General features: G+C 73.0%; 17 protein-coding genes. 10 read left to right on the top strand and 7 right to left on the bottom strand.

Translation table 11 applies throughout. The features are described 5' to 3' along the window. Nucleotides 1-108: 108 nt before the first annotated feature. The gene (locus CLT72_RS12310; protein WP_101415118.1) at nucleotides 109-1,206 is read left to right on the top strand and encodes a mandelate racemase/muconate lactonizing enzyme family protein; all 1,098 of its coding nucleotides are present in this window, start codon (nucleotides 109-111) and stop codon (nucleotides 1,204-1,206) included. A gap of 58 nt (nucleotides 1,207-1,264) precedes the next feature. Beyond that, on the top strand, nucleotides 1,265-2,182 hold the full coding sequence (locus CLT72_RS12315; protein WP_101415119.1) for a C40 family peptidase: 918 nt from the start codon (nucleotides 1,265-1,267) through the stop codon (nucleotides 2,180-2,182). 85 nt (nucleotides 2,183-2,267) lie between these two features. On the opposite strand, the gene CLT72_RS12320 is transcribed toward CLT72_RS12315, so the two are convergent. After that, nucleotides 2,268-3,269 carry a TerC family protein gene (locus CLT72_RS12320; protein ID WP_101411712.1) on the bottom strand — a complete coding sequence of 334 codons (1,002 nt, stop codon included), beginning with the start codon at nucleotides 3,267-3,269 and terminating at the stop codon, nucleotides 2,268-2,270. 449 nt (nucleotides 3,270-3,718) lie between these two features. Here CLT72_RS12320 and CLT72_RS12325 point away from each other — a divergent pair, with 449 nt between their 5' ends. Both CLT72_RS12325 and CLT72_RS12330 read left to right on the top strand, forming a co-directional pair. Beyond that, on the top strand, nucleotides 3,719-4,012 hold the full coding sequence (locus CLT72_RS12325) for an antibiotic biosynthesis monooxygenase family protein (RefSeq protein ID WP_088999332.1): 294 nt from the start codon (nucleotides 3,719-3,721) through the stop codon (nucleotides 4,010-4,012). Between the two features lie 136 nt (nucleotides 4,013-4,148). Beyond that, entirely contained in the window at nucleotides 4,149-4,907 is a 759-nt protein-coding gene (locus CLT72_RS12330; protein WP_101411714.1) for an SDR family oxidoreductase, read from the top strand. Nucleotides 4,908-4,913: 6 nt separating this feature from the next. Here CLT72_RS12330 and CLT72_RS12335 read toward each other — a convergent pair whose 3' ends face one another. From CLT72_RS12335 to uvrB, 4 genes are all read right to left on the bottom strand, one after another. Further along, the gene (locus tag CLT72_RS12335) at nucleotides 4,914-5,774 is read right to left on the bottom strand and encodes a helix-turn-helix domain-containing protein (RefSeq protein ID WP_101411716.1); all 861 of its coding nucleotides are present in this window, start codon (nucleotides 5,772-5,774) and stop codon (nucleotides 4,914-4,916) included. 106 nt (nucleotides 5,775-5,880) lie between these two features. Then, nucleotides 5,881-6,249, bottom strand: coding sequence for a VOC family protein (locus CLT72_RS12340; protein WP_101411718.1), 369 nt, complete (start codon nucleotides 6,247-6,249; stop codon nucleotides 5,881-5,883). A 24-nt stretch (nucleotides 6,250-6,273) separates the two neighbouring features. After that, entirely contained in the window at nucleotides 6,274-7,143 is an 870-nt protein-coding gene (locus tag CLT72_RS12345; protein ID WP_101411720.1) for a helix-turn-helix domain-containing protein, read from the bottom strand. A 78-nt stretch (nucleotides 7,144-7,221) separates the two neighbouring features. Beyond that, complete coding sequence (gene uvrB / locus CLT72_RS12350) at nucleotides 7,222-9,330, bottom strand: excinuclease ABC subunit UvrB (RefSeq protein WP_101411722.1); 2,109 nt, start codon at nucleotides 9,328-9,330, stop codon at nucleotides 7,222-7,224. A gap of 299 nt (nucleotides 9,331-9,629) precedes the next feature. On the opposite strand from uvrB, the gene CLT72_RS12355 reads away from it, so the two are divergent. Further along, complete coding sequence (locus tag CLT72_RS12355; RefSeq protein WP_101411724.1) at nucleotides 9,630-11,099, top strand: hypothetical protein; 1,470 nt, start codon at nucleotides 9,630-9,632, stop codon at nucleotides 11,097-11,099. Nucleotides 11,100-11,103: 4 nt separating this feature from the next. Here CLT72_RS12355 and coaE read toward each other — a convergent pair whose 3' ends face one another. Then, the gene (coaE, locus tag CLT72_RS12360; protein ID WP_101415120.1) at nucleotides 11,104-12,285 is read right to left on the bottom strand and encodes a dephospho-CoA kinase; all 1,182 of its coding nucleotides are present in this window, start codon (nucleotides 12,283-12,285) and stop codon (nucleotides 11,104-11,106) included. A gap of 219 nt (nucleotides 12,286-12,504) precedes the next feature. Here coaE and CLT72_RS12370 point away from each other — a divergent pair, with 219 nt between their 5' ends. Then, nucleotides 12,505-13,140, top strand: a complete 636-nt coding sequence (locus tag CLT72_RS12370; protein WP_101411726.1) for a GyrI-like domain-containing protein — start codon at nucleotides 12,505-12,507, stop codon at nucleotides 13,138-13,140. Between the two features lie 68 nt (nucleotides 13,141-13,208). Here the strand turns inward: CLT72_RS12370 and rpsA are convergent, their stop codons facing one another. Beyond that, nucleotides 13,209-14,804, bottom strand: a complete 1,596-nt coding sequence (gene rpsA, locus CLT72_RS12375) for a 30S ribosomal protein S1 (protein WP_088999324.1) — start codon at nucleotides 14,802-14,804, stop codon at nucleotides 13,209-13,211. Between the two features lie 296 nt (nucleotides 14,805-15,100). Here rpsA and CLT72_RS12380 point away from each other — a divergent pair, with 296 nt between their 5' ends. From CLT72_RS12380 to CLT72_RS12395, 4 genes are read left to right on the top strand one after another with little or no spacing between them, the layout of a single operon-like run. After that, nucleotides 15,101-15,904: a class I SAM-dependent methyltransferase gene (locus CLT72_RS12380; RefSeq protein WP_101411728.1), complete on the top strand. Its 804-nt coding sequence runs from the start codon at nucleotides 15,101-15,103 to the stop codon at nucleotides 15,902-15,904. A 50-nt stretch (nucleotides 15,905-15,954) separates the two neighbouring features. Further along, a complete protein-coding gene (locus CLT72_RS12385; RefSeq protein ID WP_358166392.1) occupies nucleotides 15,955-16,557 on the top strand; it encodes a Uma2 family endonuclease in 603 nt (200 codons plus the stop codon). A 47-nt stretch (nucleotides 16,558-16,604) separates the two neighbouring features. After that, entirely contained in the window at nucleotides 16,605-16,826 is a 222-nt protein-coding gene (locus CLT72_RS12390) for a hypervirulence associated TUDOR domain-containing protein (RefSeq protein WP_101411730.1), read from the top strand. After that, the gene (locus CLT72_RS12395; RefSeq protein WP_101411732.1) at nucleotides 16,813-17,163 is read left to right on the top strand and encodes a DUF3140 domain-containing protein; all 351 of its coding nucleotides are present in this window, start codon (nucleotides 16,813-16,815) and stop codon (nucleotides 17,161-17,163) included. The genes CLT72_RS12390 and CLT72_RS12395 overlap by 14 nt, the downstream gene beginning before the upstream one ends. Nucleotides 17,164-17,167: the final 4 nt, after the last annotated feature.

A 17,167-nucleotide genomic window follows, 5' to 3' on the forward strand; every position in this document is an offset into this window, starting at 1 on the left:
CTCCGTGCCGCCATGAGGCACCACCGCCCTGCACTCGATGATTCGCTCGCTCCGCTCGCTCATGACGGCCTCCCCTTCGCCTGTCCGTGTCCGTATAGGGTGCCGCACATGACGATCGCCGCGGTACGCACCCATCGGCTCTCCGCCCCCTTACACACGCCGTTCGTCACCGCGCTGCGCCGTACCACCACCGTGGAGACCCTGGTGGTGGAGGTCGTCGACGCCGACGGCCGGTCCGGCTACGGCGAGGCGCCGCAGGTGTGGCAGGTCACCGGCGCGTCGGTCGCCGGTTCCGAGGCGTGCGTCCGCGAGCTGATCGGCCCGACGCTCACCGGTCGCGACGCCGACGACCTGGTGGCCCGCTGCACCGAGGTGCAACGGGCGGTCGTCGGCAACGAGGCGGCGAAGGCGGCCGTCGACGTCGCGCTGCACGACCTGGCGGCGCGGCGGCTCGGCGTACCCCTGGTGCGGTTGCTCGGGGGCACCGCCCTGCGGGTGCCCACGGACGTCACGCTCGCCGCGGGCGACGCGGTGGACCTGGCGGCGGCGGCCCGGCAGCGACGCGCGGAGGGCTTCGACGTGCTCAAGCTGAAGGTGGGCACCGACGCGGCCGGCGATCTGGAGCGGGTCCGCGCGGTGCGCTCCGCCGTCGGCGACGGCGTCCGCATCCGGCTCGACGCCAACCAGGGCTGGACCCCGCGCGAGGCGGTCCGGGTCATCCGTGGCGTCGAGGACGCCGGGCTGAACGTGGAGCTGGTCGAGCAGCCGGTCGCCCGTTGGGACCTGGACGGGCTGGCCTGGGTCAGCGACCGGGTGGACGTGCCGATCCTCGCCGACGAGTCGGTCTTCGGCGTCCGCGACCTCGTCGAGGTGATCCGCCGACGGGCCGCCGACATGGTCAACGTCAAGCTCGCCAAGTGCGGCGGCCTGCATCCGGCCCGGACCCTGCTCGACCTGGCCGCCGCGCACGGCCTCGGCACCGTCGTCGGGTCGATGATGGAGAGCCAGGTCGGCATCGGCGCCGCCGCGAGCCTGGTCGGCGCCTACGGCACGACCGCCGTCGCCGACCTGGACGCCGCCTGGTGGCTGGCCTGGTCGCCGGTGCGCGGCGGCCTGCGGTACGACGGCGCGACCGTCGTCCTGCCGGACGCGCCGGGCCTCGGCATCAGCTCCGTGACTGAAGTAAAGATGCAGACTCGCAGTTGATGCCCGTCGAAAACTTTCATATGGTCGCGGGAACATTCGGCGCGAGCTGGGGGTGGACGTGGAGCTGCAACCGGGCCGGGAGGCCGTGGTCCGGGTCGCGGTCGCGACCCTCTGGAGCTGCCCCGAGGCGGTACGGGCGGTCGACGCCCCCGCCCTGGCCGCGCGTACGGACATCGCGGCCTGGATCTCCGGCATGGACACCGACCAGCAGGTCGGCGACTGCGTACTGAGCCAGCTGCTGCTCGGCGAGCGGGTGCTGGTCACCGAGCTGCGCGACGACGGCTGGGCCCACGTGGTGGCGGTCGAGCAGCCGGCTCCCCGGCTGCACCCGCGCGGCTACCCGGGCTGGCTGCCCACCGAGCAGCTCGCCCCGGCCACCGGCACCGCCGACGCCGACCCGCTCGTCGTCGACGCCACCGTCACCGCGCTACGCGACGCGCCGGGCGGCGCCGAGGTGCTCCCCGGAGTCGTCCTGGGCACCCGGCTGACCCCTGCCGGGCCGGCGGTCGACGGCTGGCAACCGGTGCACGCGCCGGGCCACGCCGCGCCGCTCTGGCTGCCCGGTGGCGACGCGGTGCCGGCGCCCGCCACGCCCCCGTCGGCCGAGGAGGTGCTGGCCGTCGCCCAGCGGCTGCTCGACGTCGTCTACATCTGGGGCGGGGTGTCGGCGTACGGCATCGACTGCTCCGGCCTGGTCCACCTGGCCTGGCGGCGGCTCGGCGTGCTGCTGCCGCGCGACGCCAGCGACCAGGCCACGGCGACCAGGCCGGTGCCGCTGGGCGCGGAACGCCCCGGCGACCTCTACTTCTTCGCCCGGCCGGGACGCCGCATCCACCACATCGGCATCGTCACCGCCGACCCGCGCCCCGGCGACGACCGGCGGATGCTGCACGCCTGCTACCTGCGGCGGCGGGTGCTGGAGGAGCGGCTGCCCGACGAGCGCACCGCCACCCTGGTCGGCGTCCACCGGGTCTGACCCGGGCCCGTCCGACGAACGACCACCTACGACACGAAGCGGGGCGCCCGTTCGAGGGCGCCCCGCTTCGTCGTCCGCGTACGCCTCAGGGGCGGGCGTCGACCAGCACCCGCCGGCGGTCGCGGGAGGACTTGATCAGGCTGGCCACGGTGGCGACCACGAGAGTGCCGAGGATGATCGTCAGGGAAAGCCAGATCGGGATGTGCGGGGCCCAGGAGACGTGCTCGCCGCCGTTGATGAACGGCAGCTTGTTGTCGGCGAGGGCCTCCAGCACCAGCTTGACGCCGATGAAGCCGAGCACCACGGCCAGGCCGTAGCTGAGGTAGATCAGGCGGCTGAGCAGGCCGCCGAGCAGGAAGTAGAGCTGCCGCAGACCCATCAGCGCGAAGACGTTGGCGGTGAAGACCAGGTACGGCTCCTGCGTGATGCCGAAGATCGCCGGAATGGAGTCGAGCGCGAAGATCAGATCCGTGGTGCCGATGGCGATCATGACGATCAGCATCGGGGTGAAGATCCGCTTTCCCTTCACCGTGTGGGTGGTCATTCTGGCACCGTCGTAGTCCCGGGAGATCGGCAGCGCCTTGCGGCTCCACCGGATCAGCACGTTCTCGGAGAACTCGTCCTCGTCGGGCTCGCCCTGCCGGGCGAGGTTGATCGCGGTGTAGATCAGGAACGCGCCGAAGATGTAGAACACGAAGGAGAACTGCGAGATGAGCGCCGCGCCGGCCGCGATGAAGCCGCCGCGCATGACCAGCGCCAGCACGATGCCGATGAGCAGCACCTTCTGCTGGTACTGCCGGGGCACCCCGAACCGGGCCATGATGATCACGAAGACGAACAGGTTGTCGACCGAGAGGCTGTATTCCGTCAGCCAGCCGGTGTAGAACTGCCCGGCCGCGCTGGGCCCCGACGTCAGCCAGAGGCCGGCGCCGAAGACCAGGGCCAGTGCGACGTAGAAGCCGACCCAGAGGCTCGACTCCCGCACGCTGGGCTCGTGCGGTCGCCGACCGATGATCAGCAGATCCACGAGCAGGATCCCGGTGAGGGCGACGAGCGTCCCCGCCCAGACCAGTCCGGACACGTCCAAGGTTCATTCCTCCGGCAGACAGGCAGCGACGGGCACACCGTACGCCCCCGGTGGGCGCGGTGTGCCGGCGACGCTGACACTGGTGACTGTCGGAGGTCTCTTCCGTCGCCGCCTGCGGGGCGGCGACCGACGGGGCCGGGTCGGGCGTCCAGATCGGCGCTCGACCGTGCTGACGACCCCGTCGCGGGGGAATACTCCCCTCCTCGCCCGTCATTGTTGCCCATCGTGGCGAGCGGCCGCAGCCCGGGCGGCCGGTGTCCTTCCCCACTCGCGAGCATCTATCAGAAGGCGCGTGACGGGATACGCCACCTCTCCGCATCCTAGGAGGCTAGGTGTCCAGATGAGAGGCAGGCGCCTCCCCTTTCCCCGCGCCCACCCTGGATCCGCCCGGGGCGCGGGAACAGACCCCGCGGCGCGCGTCCCGGCCGGCGGCGTGAAAGGCTGCCGGCATGGTGCTTGAGGTCGCGCTCATCGACGTACTGCCGGGCCACGAGGACGATTTCGCCGCCGCGTACGCCGAGGGGCATCCGGTGCTCGCGGGCACGCCCGGCTGCCGGTCGGTGCGGATGACCCGGGGCGTCGAGTCCCCGAGCCGCTTCGTGCTGCTGGTCGAGTGGGACTCGGTCGAGGCGCACAACGACAACTTCCGCGGCACCGAGCGCTTCGCGCGGTGGCGGGCGCTCATCGGCCCGCACTTCGCCAACCCGCCGCTGGTCGAGCACTTCGTGGACGTGCCGGCCTGAATTGTCGTACCCCTGTCCTAGGGTGCGCCGTGCACGCGTCGGCCGCCGGTCCCGACGGGCTCGGGGGCGCCGGGCCCGGTTGCCGCGCGGCGATAACCGCTGGCCCCGGGCACCGAGCCCCGGTTGACTGGTCCCCATGACGCAACGGGTGGCCCTCGTGACGGGCGTGAGTCGGCGCATCGGCATTGGCGCGGCGGTCGCCCGCACCCTCGCCGCGGACGGCTGGCGGCTGCTGCTCACCGGCCTGCCGGAGTTCGACGACGCCCAGCCCTACGGCGGTGATCCCGAGGGCGTGCCCGCCCTGCTGGGCGAGTTGGGCGACGCCGCACACGTCCGCGCCGACCTGCTCGACCCGGCGGCGCCCGCCGACCTGGTCGGCGAGGCGCTGCGCCGGCACGGCCGGCTCGACGCGGTGGTCGCCGTGCACGCATACTGCACCGACACCCCGTTCGGCGCGCTGGACGCGGCCGAGATCGACCGGCACCTGCTGGTCAACGTGCGGGCCACGCTGCTGCTCGCCGAGGCGTTCGCCGCCGCCTTCACCGCCGGTGAGGGCGGCCGGTTGGTGCTCTTCTCCAGCGGCCAGCGCCTCGGCCCGATGCCGCAGACCCTCGCCTACGCGGTCAGCAAGGCGGCGGTGGAGAACGCGACCTTCCAGCTCTCGCCGCTGCTGATGCCACGCGGCATCACCGTCAACTGCGTCCACCCCGGCCCGACGGACACCGGGTACGCCTCCCCCGAGGCCTACGCCGAGGTCGCGAAGCTCTTCCCGGGCGGACGCTGGGGCACCCCGCAGGACGCCGCCCGGCTGGTGCGGTTCCTCTGCTCGCCCGACGCCGACTGGATCACCGGCCAGGTCATCGACTCGGAGGGCGGCTTCCGCCGCCACACGTGAGCGCGCTCAGTCGACGGCGAGGCGGTTCAGGGCCGCGACCGTCTCCTCCGGGCCGAGGGCCGCGTCCAGCAGCCAGCCCGTGAGCCGCTCGTAGCGGTCGACGTCGACGGCCGTCACGAGGCGTACGTCGGTGGTCAGCGCCTCCAGCATCACCGTGCGCGGGTCGGCCGGGTCGGGGAACGAGTAGCAGGAGTAGGGCGTGAGCGGCTGCGCCCCGCCCCGCGCGGCGACGCCCCGGGGCAGCAGCCGGATCGTCACGTGCGGCAGGCCGGCCAGGTCGACCAGGTGCCGCAGCTGCTCCCGCCACACCTGCGGCGGGGTGTCACCGGCGTCGCAGGCCGCCTCGGCGAGCAGCGCCGTGTAGCGGGGCGGGTCGGCCCGCCGCAGCACCTCGTGCCGCATTGCCCGGGCGCGCACGTCGGCGTCCACGTCGAGGGCCGGGTCGAGCAGCCGGCCGGCGGCGATCCGCAGCCGCGCGTACGCCGGGGTCTGGAGCAGCCCCGGCACGACGGCGGGCTGCCAGTCCACGATGCTCGCCGCTCCCGCCTCCAGCTCGGCGTACGTGCGCTGCCGCTCGCCCATCTCCCCCAGCGCCTTCCACCAGCCCCGGCTGGTGGCGGCGTCGCGGGCGATGACGATGAGCGCGTCGCGCTGCGGCGGTGGCACCTCGTAGACGTCGAGCAGGTCGAGCACGTCGGCCAGGTCGGGCCGGCTCTGCCCCAGCTCGATGCGGGACAGCTTCGAGGTGGAGGCCCACCCCAGCCGGTCGCAGACCTGCTCCAGGGTCAGCGCCTCCCGCCGCCGCAGCTGACGCAGCTCGGCGCCCAGCCGGGCGCGACGAATGACCGGACTCGTTGGCAACGGCATCCCCTGCCTCCCCACCGAGGGAGATTACGCAGGACGATCACTGAGCGCAATAGCCCGCTCGCGTACCGCAACCGATCACGGTCACCTGGGCCCCCGTCGGGGCCGGTCAGGGTCGGTACGTGCCGAAAGACCAGACGTTTCCCGCCAGATCACGGGCGGCGTAGTCGCGGGAGCCGTAGTCGGTGTCGAAGGGGTCGCGGACGATCTCGGCGCCGGCCGCGCGAGCACGTGCGTGGTGCGCGTCGAGATCATCAACCGCCACGTACACCGACCACTCGTCGTCGCCGGGGCGCGGCGCGGAGTCGGGCCGCTCACCCACCATGATCATCCCGGTGTGGAGGATGAGTTCGGCGTGCGCCACGGAACCGTCGGGCGCGTCGTGAACGGCGTGCACGGTGAAGCCGAACGCCGCGCAGAGCCAATCGATGGCAGGGCGCGCGTCCCGGTAGCGGAAGATCGGGTAGATGGTTCGCATGCCCCGATCCTGCCGCCGGGCCGGTCAGCCGGGATTGGACGAATGTGACCCGGCGAGCAACGCGGCCGGGGTGTCCCCGGCGAACTCGCGGAAGTCGCGGATCAGGTGGGACTGGTCGTAGTAGCCGCAGCGGACGGCCAGATCCGCCCAGCCGCCGACCGCCCCCGAGCGCTGCGCCCCGACGAGTGCCGCCGGCACCGCCGGCCCCGCGCCCAGGACCGCGTACGCGCGGTGGAAACGCAGCAGCCGGGCAACGGTCTTCGGCGGCAGGCCGACCTCCTGGCGGAACCGCACGGTGAAGTGGCGGCGGCTCCAGCCCACCTCGTCGGCGAGCGGCCCCACGCCGTCCCGCCCGCCGCTGTCGGCCAGCCGCCGCCAGGCCCACTCCAGCCGCGGGTCGACCGGACCGGCCGTCGCCAACCGGGCGGCCAGCGCGGCGTCGAGCAGGGCGAAACGGGCCGACCAGCTCGCGGCGACGGCGAGGCGGCACCGCAACCGGTCCAACCACCCGCCCGGCAGGTGCTCGACCGCCACCGCCCGGTTGGCCAGCTCTCCGAGAGGCAGCCCGAGGATCCGTCGGGCCGCCAGCGGGGCCAGCAGCAGCTCCACCCCCTCGCCCATGCCGACGGTACGGGTCGCGCAGTAGGCGTCGAAGGTGCCGGCGACGAACGAGTCGACCCCGTAGGCGCTGCGCTCGGCGCTGCGCGGATCGACCACGTCCAGCGGGGCGCCCCAGCCGAGGATGACCACCACGAACGCGCCGGCCACCTCGCGGCGGACGAGGGGTTGCGCCGCCCACTCCCGGTAACCGACGTAGCGGTCCACGAAGGGACGCAGCCGGATCGCCGGGACGCCGACGACCATCTCGCCGGTCCCACCGTCCGCCCCGTCCATCACCGGCCCCCCGTCGTCATCGCAGGACCGCGCCCGGGCACCTGCGCTTGCCGGCGGACCGCCGACGCCGGCCGGGGGTCACTTCACCCCGGCCGCGTCCATGCCGCGCAGCTCCTTCTTCAGGTCGGCGACCTCGTCGCGGATCCGCGCGGCCAGCTCGAACTGGAGCTCCCGGGCGGCGGCCAGCATCTGGTCGTTGAGTTCCTGGATGAGCTGGGCCAGCTCGGCCCGGGCCATGCCCTCCCGCGCGGGCCCGGCGCCGCCGGCCCGGCTGCGGCTGCGGGTCTCCTTGACCGGCGCCTTGCCCCGGGAGAGCTGCCGTACGGCGCCGCCGACGCGGCTGTTCTCGGTGTCCTCCGCCTCGCGGTAGATGTCGTCGAGAATGTCGTGGATCTTCTTGCGCAGCGGCTCGGGACTGATGCCGTGGGCCTCGTTGTGCGCGATCTGCTTGTCGCGCCGCCGGTTGGTCTCCCCGATCGCCTCGGCCATCGACGGGGTGATCTTGTCGGCGTACATGTGGACCTGGCCGGAGACGTTGCGGGCCGCCCGGCCGATGGTCTGGATCAGCGACCGGCCGCTGCGCAGGAAGCCCTCCTTGTCGGCGTCGAGGATCGCCACCAGCGACACCTCCGGCAGGTCGAGACCCTCCCGGAGCAGGTTGATGCCGACCAGCACGTCGTAGTCGCCCTTGCGCAGCTCGCGCAGCAGCTCCACCCGGCGCAGCGTGTCGACCTCGGAGTGCAGGTAGCGCACCCGGATGCCGTTCTCCAGGAGGTAGTCGGACAGGTCCTCGGCCATCTTCTTGGTCAGCGTGGTGACCAGCACCCGCTCGTCGCGCTCGGTGCGCAGCTTGATCTCGTGCATCAGGTCGTCGATCTGGCCCTTGGTGGGCTTGACGACGACCTCCGGGTCGATCAGGCCGGTCGGCCGGATCACCTGCTCGACGAACTCGCCCTGGGCCTGCTCCAGCTCCCACGGGCCGGGCGTGGCGGAGAGGAAGACCATCTGACCCACCCGCTCCAGGAACTCGTCGAAGCGCAGCGGCCGGTTGTCGGCCGCGCTGGGCAGCCGGAAGCCGTGGTCGATCAGCATCCGCTTGCGGGACGCGTCGCCCTCGTACATGCCGCCGATCTGCGGGATGGTCACGTGCGACTCGTCGACGACCGTGAGGAAGTCGTCGGGGAAGTAGTCGAGCAGACAGTGCGGCGGGCTGCCGGGCAGCCGGCCGTCCATGTGCATCGAGTAGTTCTCGATGCCGGAGCAGAACCCGACCTGGCGCATCATCTCGATGTCGTAGGTGGTGCGCATCCGCAGCCGCTGCGCCTCCAGCAGCTTGCCCTGCCGCTCCAGCTCGGCCAGCCGCTCGGCCAGCTCGGCCTCGATGTCGCGGATCGCCCGCTCCATCCGCTCCGGCCCGGCCGCGTAGTGGGTGGCCGGGAAGATGACCAGCCCGTCGACCTCCTTGACCACGTCGCCGGTCAACGGGTTGAGGTAGTAGAGCTTCTCCACCTCGTCGCCGAAGAGCTCGATCCGCACGGCCAGCTCCTCGTAGGCCGGGATGATCTCCAGCGTGTCGCCGCGGACCCGGAAGGTGCCCCGGTTGAAGGCCATGTCGTTGCGCGTGTACTGGATGTCGACCAGTCGGCGCAGGAGCTGGTCACGGTCCAGCTCCTGCCCAACCGCGACCCGCACCGCCCGGTCGAGGTATTCCTCCGGGGTGCCCAGCCCGTAGATCGCCGAGACGGTGGCCACCACGATCACGTCGCGGCGGGTGAGCAGCGACATCGTCGCCGAGTGCCGCAGCCGCTCGACCTCCTCGTTGATCGAGGAGTCCTTCTCGATGTAGGTGTCGGTCTGCGGGATGTAGGCCTCGGGCTGGTAGTAGTCGTAGTAGGAGACGAAGTATTCGACGGCGTTGTGCGGCAGCAGCTCGCTGAACTCCTTGGCCAGCTGCGCGCAGAGCGTCTTGTTGGGCGCCAGCACCAGCGTCGGCCGTTGCACCCGCTCGATCAGCCACGCGGTGGTGGCGCTCTTGCCGGTGCCGGTCGCGCCGAGCAGCACGGTGTTGCGGTCGCCGCGCCGGACCCGGCGCTCCAGCTCGTCGATGGCCGCCGGCTGGTCGCCGGCCGGCTGGAACTCGCTGATGACCTGGAAACGGCCGTCGAGCCGGGGAATGTCGAGCGCCATGACCCCAACGGTACGCCGGGGGTCCGACACCGCGCCGCGACTACGCCCGGTCCGTGATCGGCTTCAATATTCGCATTGTGTGGCGCATCTCACCGGACTACGCTCTCCGTGTAGGCCGCTCGCGGCGGCCGACCGGGCAGGTGGCCAGGCCGTCAGGGCCGGCCCGCCCCCGGCACAGGGGTCGCAGCACCCGGCATGCCCGGCGTGCGCACCCGACGTGGTCGCGCGTGAGGCGCTGACCGGCCGCCGCGAGCGCCCCTGCTCGTCACCCCACCGGGGTGAATCGCGTTCAACCTCCCGTGGAGACCTCCGCCGACCGGACCGCCCGTCCCGGCCCGACGCACCCGCCATCGGCCACCCCGCCGCACGACGACGCCCACACCGGCGGCGTCCCACGGGTGGTGACCGGCCGTCGGCGTACCGCCCTGCTGGTGCTCGCGGGGGTGGCCGTGCTCTCCGCCGCCGCGCTGGTCGTGGGGCTGGCGACATGGGCGCCCGAGCGGGCGGAACAGCCGCGGGCGCTGACCGTCGACGAACGCGAGCGACTGGCCGCGATGCGGGTCACCAACTACCGGGACCTGCGGGCCGGGGTGCGCGTGACGGCGGGTGCCGGCGGGGCGCGTACCGAACTCGTCGGCTGGGTCGACTGGTCGCGGCCGATGGTCTACCTCGACGTCGGCGGGCCCGGCGCGGGCGCCGAGCGCGGGCTGCTCCAGGCCACCCCGACGGTGGCCCTGCTGCGGCCCGACCCGACGGCCGTGCCGACCCCCGCGCCGCCCCCGCTGGTGCCGCCGACGGACCGCTGGCGGCTGCACGACCCGCCCGCCGGGCGGTGGCTGGCCGCCGTGCTCGACCTGGTCTTCCGCCTCGCCACCGACCGCCCGGACCCGCCCGCCGACGCGGCGCGCCGCATCGGTGGGGCCACCGTCGGGGCGGCGCCGGTCGACATCCTCCAGGCGCCGCCGCCCGGCCCCGGCGCGTCGGCCCCGCCCCCGTCGCCGGACGGGCAGCCGCGCTACTGGCTCGACCACGACGCCCGGCTACACCGGCTGGAGACCGTGCTCGCCGGCACCGGACCGGTGACCGTGCAGCTCAACCGTGCGGACCGGCCGACGCTGCGGCCCGTCGACGCCCTCGGCGGGCGGCCGGGGCAGCCCCGGGCCCTGAGCACCGCCGAGCGGGACCGCCTCGACCGGTTGCCCGCCCGGCTGCGCGCCCACGGCGGCGCCGCCGTGACCCTGACGGCGCCTGTCGCCACCGTCACCAACCTGCGCGGAGCCGGCTGGGTGAGCTGGGGCACGCGGGCCGCGTACGTGGCCGTCGCCGACCTCGACGTGCCGGATCGCCGGACGCTGCTGCGCGTGGACGGCACCGGCGTCAGCCGCGCGGACGTGCCGGCCACGACCGTCCCGGGCGGCGTGGAGTCGCCCGGCCGGCCGCCGCTGCCGCCGCCCGCCGAGGGATGGCGCGCCGACCCGCGCCGCGCGGGCGAGCTGGGACTGCTGCTCGACGCGGCGCTGCGGGCCGCCAGGCCGGGCGGACGGGACGCCGCCCGTCGGATCCGCGGCGACACCGTCGCCGGGAGGACGGTCGACGTGGTCGAGCTGCGTACGGCGCGGGGGCCGCTGCGCTACTGGATCGACCGTTCCGGCGAGCTGCGCCGCCTGGAGCTGCGTACCCGCGTAGGCGCGTGGGCCCAGCTCGACCTGACGCCCGGCACGGTGCCCCGGCTCGTGCCGGCGCCCCGGCCCCCGGCCGGGGGCGGCTGACCGGTCAGGGACGCCAGCCCGTCTGCGCCGCCCACTGCTCGGCGCGCAGGTGCTCCTCGTCGAACCACGGGTCCTTCGCGGTGGTCCAGGTGGCGCTGTCGGGGGCGGAGGCCGCCAGCTCCCGCTTCAGCGTCAGGTAGGCCGACCGCTGGTCCGGGTCGGCACGCAGGTGGTCGCGCATCAGCAGCGCGTACCGCCAGCCGGGCGAGTCCACCGGGCGGACGTGCAGATGCACGGGACGGCCGGGGTCGGCGCTGGCGTGCAGTCGCTTCTCCCAGCGGGCGCTGCCGGACGGGCGGGGGTTGTCCCACCAGTCGCCGGGCAGGCGCGGGAAACCCGCCGCCGCGAGTCGTTCGGCCAGCGGCCCGTCCGCGTCGGCGAGGGTCGGGACGATGAGCTGGATGTCGATCACGTCCTTGGCGGCGAGTCCCGGGACCGCGGTCGAGCCGATGTGGTCGATGCGCGGGTCGGCGGGGGCGACCGCGTGCCGGATCCGGGCGGCCAGCCGCGCGTACTGCTGCGGCCAGGTCGGGTCGGCCTCCGTCAGGACGACGTGCTGCGAGGTGGCCGCCCGCCGCTCGCGCAGGTTCGCCGCGTAGGGCCGCAGCCGCTCGTGCCACAGCGCGTCGACCGCCGCGTGCAGGTCGGCGAGGCTGCCGTCGTTGGTCAGCAGCACGTCCGCCGCGGCCCGGCGCCGGGCGTCGTCGGCCTGCGCGGCGATCCGCCGCTCGGCCTCCGCCCGGTCCATCCCCCGGTCGCGGGCCAGCCGCGCGAGCCGGGTGGCGACCTCCGTCTGCACCACGACCACCAGGTGGTACGCGGGGGCGAGCCCCACCTCCACCAGCAGCGGCACGTCGTTGACCACGATCGCGTCGGGCCCCGCCGCGGCGGCCAGCTCGGCGGAGCGGGCCCGTACGCGGGGATGGGTGATCGCCTCCAGGCGGCGGCGCGCCGTCTCGTCGGCGAACACCAGCGCGCCCAGCGCCGCCCGGTCGAGGGCGCCGTCGGCGTCGAGGACCCGGTCGGAGAAGGCCGCGACGATCTCGGCCAGCCCCTCCGTGCCCGGCGCGACCACCTCCCGGGCCAGGCGGTCGGAGTCGATCACCACCGCGCCGCGTTCCGCCAGGCGCCTCGCCACGGCGCTCTTGCCCGACCCGATGCCTCCGGTCAGTCCCACCTTCAACACGGGCACCAGTCAACCGGATCACCTCCGCGCCGCCGGCACCGGGGCACCCGTCCGACGCCGGCCTCATATCCTGGCGGGGGTCGAGGCGCATCGGAGCGGTGCGGGCGGCGCAGCAGGCGCAGGCCCCCCTCCCGCGACCGGCGCGCGAGGTGTTCTCGTACTCCCTGAGCCTCCTGGAGGCGGAAAGGCAGTGGCTCGCCGCCCGAGCCCAGGTGCCCGATGACGGACAAGACCGACTTCAAGAAGTCCCTCGACACGTACCGGGCCGAACGGGGCCGGTTCCGGGTCGTGGACGTGCCCGACACGCAGTACCTGATGATCGACGGCCACGGCGACCCGAACACCTCGCCGGCGTTCACCGACGCCGTCGAGGCCCTCTACCCCGTGGCCTACAAGCTGAAGTTCACCGGCGGACGCGACCTCGGACGCGACTACGTCGTACCGCCCCTGGAGGGCTTGTGGTGGGCCGAGGAGATGGCGTCCTTCACCACCGCCCGCGACAAGTCACGGTGGAGCTGGACGTTGATGATCATGACGCCGAACTGGATCGGCCGGGACCTGTTCAGCGCCGCCGTGGCGCAGGCCGGGGCCCGCAACCGCCCGTCGCGTCTCGACGACGTCCGGCTGGAGACGCTGTCCGAGGGTCGGTGCGTGCAGACGCTGCACGTCGGTTCGTTCGACGACGAGGCCGAGGTGCTGGCGCGCCTGCACGACGAGTTCGTCCCGGGCAACGGGCTGCGGATGGTCGGCCGGCACCACGAGATCTACCTCAGCGACTTCCGCAGGGTCGCCCCGGAGAGGCGACGCACCATCCTGAGGCAGCCGGTCGCCGACGCCGCGCCGCCGGGCGCGTAGGAACGACGGAGGCCCCGCCCCCGGCGATCTCGCGATCGCGGGGACGGGGCCCGTCGTCGTTCAGCGGGTCACTTACCGCCGGCGAGCTTCTCCCGCAGAGCGGCGAGCGCCTCGTCGGTGGCCAGGGTGCCGGCCGGCTCCTCGGCCTGGCGGCTCGGGGCCGCGCTGGTCGAGGTGGTGGTGCCGCCACCGGTGACGGCCGGAGCCGGGTTGGCAGCGGCCTCGGCGTCGGCGGCCCGGGAGGTCTGCACCTGCTTGGTGTGGGCCTCCCAGCGCTGACGCGCCTCGGCGTACTGGTTCTCCCAGGTCTCGCGCTGCTTGTCGTACCCCTCGAGCCACTCGCCCGTCTCCGGGTCGAAGCCCTCCGGGTAGATGTAGTTGCCCTCGGCGTCGTACGTCGCGGCCATGCCGTAGAGGGTCGGGTCGAAGTGCTCCTCGCCCTCGACGAAGCCCTCGTTGGCCTGCTTGAGCGACAGCGAGATCCGGCGGCGCTCCAGGTCGATGTCGATGACCTTGACCATGACCTCGGAGCCGACCTGGACGACCTGCTCCGGGATCTCCACGTGGCGCTCGGCCAGCTCGGAGATGTGGACCAGGCCCTCGATGCCGTCGTCCACCCGGACGAAGGCGCCGAACGGCACCAGCTTGGTGACCTTACCCGGCACGATCTGCTGGATCGCGTGGGTGCGGGCGAACTGACGCCACGGGTCCTCCTGGGTCGCCTTCAGCGACAGCGAGACCCGCTCGCGGTCCAGGTCGACGTCCAGGACCTCGACCTCGACCTCCTGGCCCACCTCGACGACCTCGGACGGGTGGTCGATGTGCTTCCAGGACAGCTCGGAGACGTGCACCAGGCCGTCCACGCCGCCCAGGTCGACGAACGCGCCGAAGTTGACGATCGAGGACACGACGCCCTTGCGGACCTGGCCCTTCTGGAGCTTGTTGAGGAACTCGGTGCGCACCTCGGACTGCGTCTGCTCCAGCCAGGCCCGGCGGGACAGGACCACGTTGTTGCGGTTCTTGTCCAGCTCGATGATCTTGGCTTCGAGCTCGCGGCCGACGTACGGCTGCAGGTCACGCACCCGACGCATCTCGACCAGGGAGGCGGGCAGGAAGCCGCGCAGCCCGATGTCGAGGATGAGGCCACCCTTGACCACCTCGATGACCGAGCCGCGGACGACGCCGTCCTCGTCCTTGATCTTCTCGATGGTGCCCCAGGCCCGCTCGTACTGCGCCCGCTTCTTGGAGAGGATCAGACGACCCTCCTTGTCCTCCTTCTGGAGGACCAGGGCCTCGATGTGGTCGCCAACCGAAACGACCTCGGCCGGGTCCACGTCGTGCTTGATCGACAACTCCCGAGAGGGGATGACGCCCTCGGTCTTGTAGCCGATGTCGAGCAGGACCTCGTCCCGATCGACCTTGACGACGGTGCCTTCGACAATGTCGCCGTCGTTGAAGTACTTGATGGTCTCGTCGATCGCGGCGAGGAAAGCCTCCTCGGAACCGAGATCGTCGTGGGTGACCCGGGTGGCGCTCGAGGGGGCCTCGATGCTGCTCGTCATGTGGGCGGTTGCTCCGGTCGGATGGTGTGTCACAGCAGGCTGGTGTGTCGCGGTGACCTGTTCGCGCCAGCGGATCCGTCGCCGGGCACACCGAAAGATCATCGCGTGAGATCATGGATGTGGCTCCGCCAGTGGTCCCGGAGACCGCGCACCTGCTCCCTGCCGAGGCACACGATCCGCGAGCGCATCGTCTAGCCTACCCGCTGCATTACCACAGCGTGCAAGGCCTCCCGCCCTCTCGTCGCCTCGTCAGCTGCGAAAGCGGAGATATCGGGAGGAAGACGTCGCAGATGTAGCGTCGGTCACAGGAGCATCAGGGTGAACGGTAGCGCCGCACGCCACGCCACGCGCGGCGGGGGTCGGCCGGCACACGGGTCCGCCGGGGCTAGCGTGGGCGGGTGGATGACGACAGCCGGGTGACCCGGCGCCGGGTCGGCGACGCCGAGGCCCGCCGCGCGAACCGCCGCTGGTGGGACGCCGACGCCGACGACTACCAGGCCGAGCACGGCCGGTTCCTCGGCGACCTGGACTTCGTCTGGTGCCCCGAGGGCGTGCGGGAGGCCGACGTACGGCTGCTGGGTGAGCTGTCCGGGCGGCGGGTGCTGGAACTCGGCTGCGGGGCCGCCGCCGCCGCGCGGTGGCTCGCCACCCGCGGCGCCCGGCCGGTCGCCCTCGACCTGTCCGCCGGGATGCTGCGGCACGCCGCGCTCGCGGCCGCGCGCACCGGCGTACGCGTGCCGCTGGTGCAGGCCGACGCGCTGGCGCTGCCCTTCCCCGACGCCTCGTTCGACACCGCCTGCACCGCGTTCGGGGCGATCCCCTTCGTGGCCGACTCGGCGGCGGTCATGCGCGAGGTGTTCCGGGTGCTGCGCCCCGGCGGCCGGTGGGTGTTCTCGGTGACCCACCCGATGCGCTGGATCTTCCTCGACGATCCCGGCGAGGGCGGGCTGACCGCCGTGCACTCGTACTTCGACCGCTCGCCCTACGTGGAGCAGGACGAGACCGGCGACGCCACCTACGTCGAGCAGCACCGCACGCTCGGCGACCGGGTCCGCGAGCTCGTGGGCGCCGGGTTCCGCCTGCTCGACCTGGTGGAACCGGAGTGGCCCGAGGGGCACGAGGGGGTCTGGGGGCAGTGGAGCCCGCTACGCGGCCGCCTCTTCCCCGGCACCGCCATCTTCGTCGCCGAGAGACCCGCCTGAGCGACGGCCGGTGCGACGTCCGCCACGGCCGGCGGGGTTACGCTGAGCCGGTGAGCGCCGAGCCGATCGCGACACCACCTGGCCCATGGTGTCCGGACCCGATCCGGCAGCAGCGTGCCGACTACACGCTGGAGGACCTGCTCAACCTGCCGGACGACGCCCCCCGCGTCGAACTCGTCGACGGAGTCATCCAGGTGACGCCCTCCCCCACCCTGGGCCACCAGGACATTTCCAGCCTGCTCTGGCTGTGGCTACGAACCCACTGCCCCGCACACCTGCGTGCCACACAGGCCGTCGGCGTGGCCCTCAATGCGAACACCAGCCGGCATCCGGACGTGCTGCTGTGCCGGACGGAGGTGACCGCCGACCGGTCGCTGCTCAGACCGGACGACGTCATCCTCGCGGTCGAGGTGGTGTCGCCCGGCACCCGCCGCACCGACCGGTTCGCCAAGCCCGGCGAGTACGCCGCCGCCGGCATCCCCTTCTACTGGCGGATCGAGCAGGACCCGGTCCACCTCTACGCCTACCGGCGGGGCGATCGGCTCGGGCCGGGCGGTGAGCGACAGTACGAACTGATCGCCGACAGCGCGGAGCTGATCGAGCTGGTCGAGCCATTCGAGATCAAGCTGCCGATCGCCGACATCGCGCCGTAGCCCGTGGGTCGTCGTTTCGGGGCATCGACGTCGGGTACCCGCGCGGCATGGCCGAGCAGAGCGAGTTCCGCAGAGGCGACCACGTCTCCTGGGCCAGCCACAGCGGCCGGGCGTACGGCGTGGTGAAGGAGAAGATCACCGAACGGACGCACGTACGCGGGCACACCGTGAACGCGTCCCCGGACGACCCGCAGTACCGGATCCGCAACGACGACTCGGGGCGCGACGTCGCACACCGACCGGAGGTGCTGCGCCATGAGCAGGGGTGACGAGGGCCGCGACACCTACCGGGAGTTCACCGAGGCGGTGAACATGAAGCCGGCCGAGCTGTCGAAGTGGCTGGAGACCGACGAGTCGAAGCAGGTCGGCTGGCACAAGGGCGGGCGCTCCGGCGGCGGCGAGTCGGTCGGGCACGAGTCCGGCAGGAAGATCATCAACCTGCTGCGGCGCAAGCGTGCCGAACTCTCCGAGGGCGACTACCGGCACATGCGCAAGGTCGTCGGCTACGTCCGCCGGCACATGGCGCAGCGCCCCTCCGGCGACGTCCGCGACACGAAGTGGCGCTGGTCGCTGATGAACTGGGGCCACGACCCGCTGAAGCGCTGAGCGG

Source organism: Micromonospora sp. CNZ309, assembly GCF_002846525.1.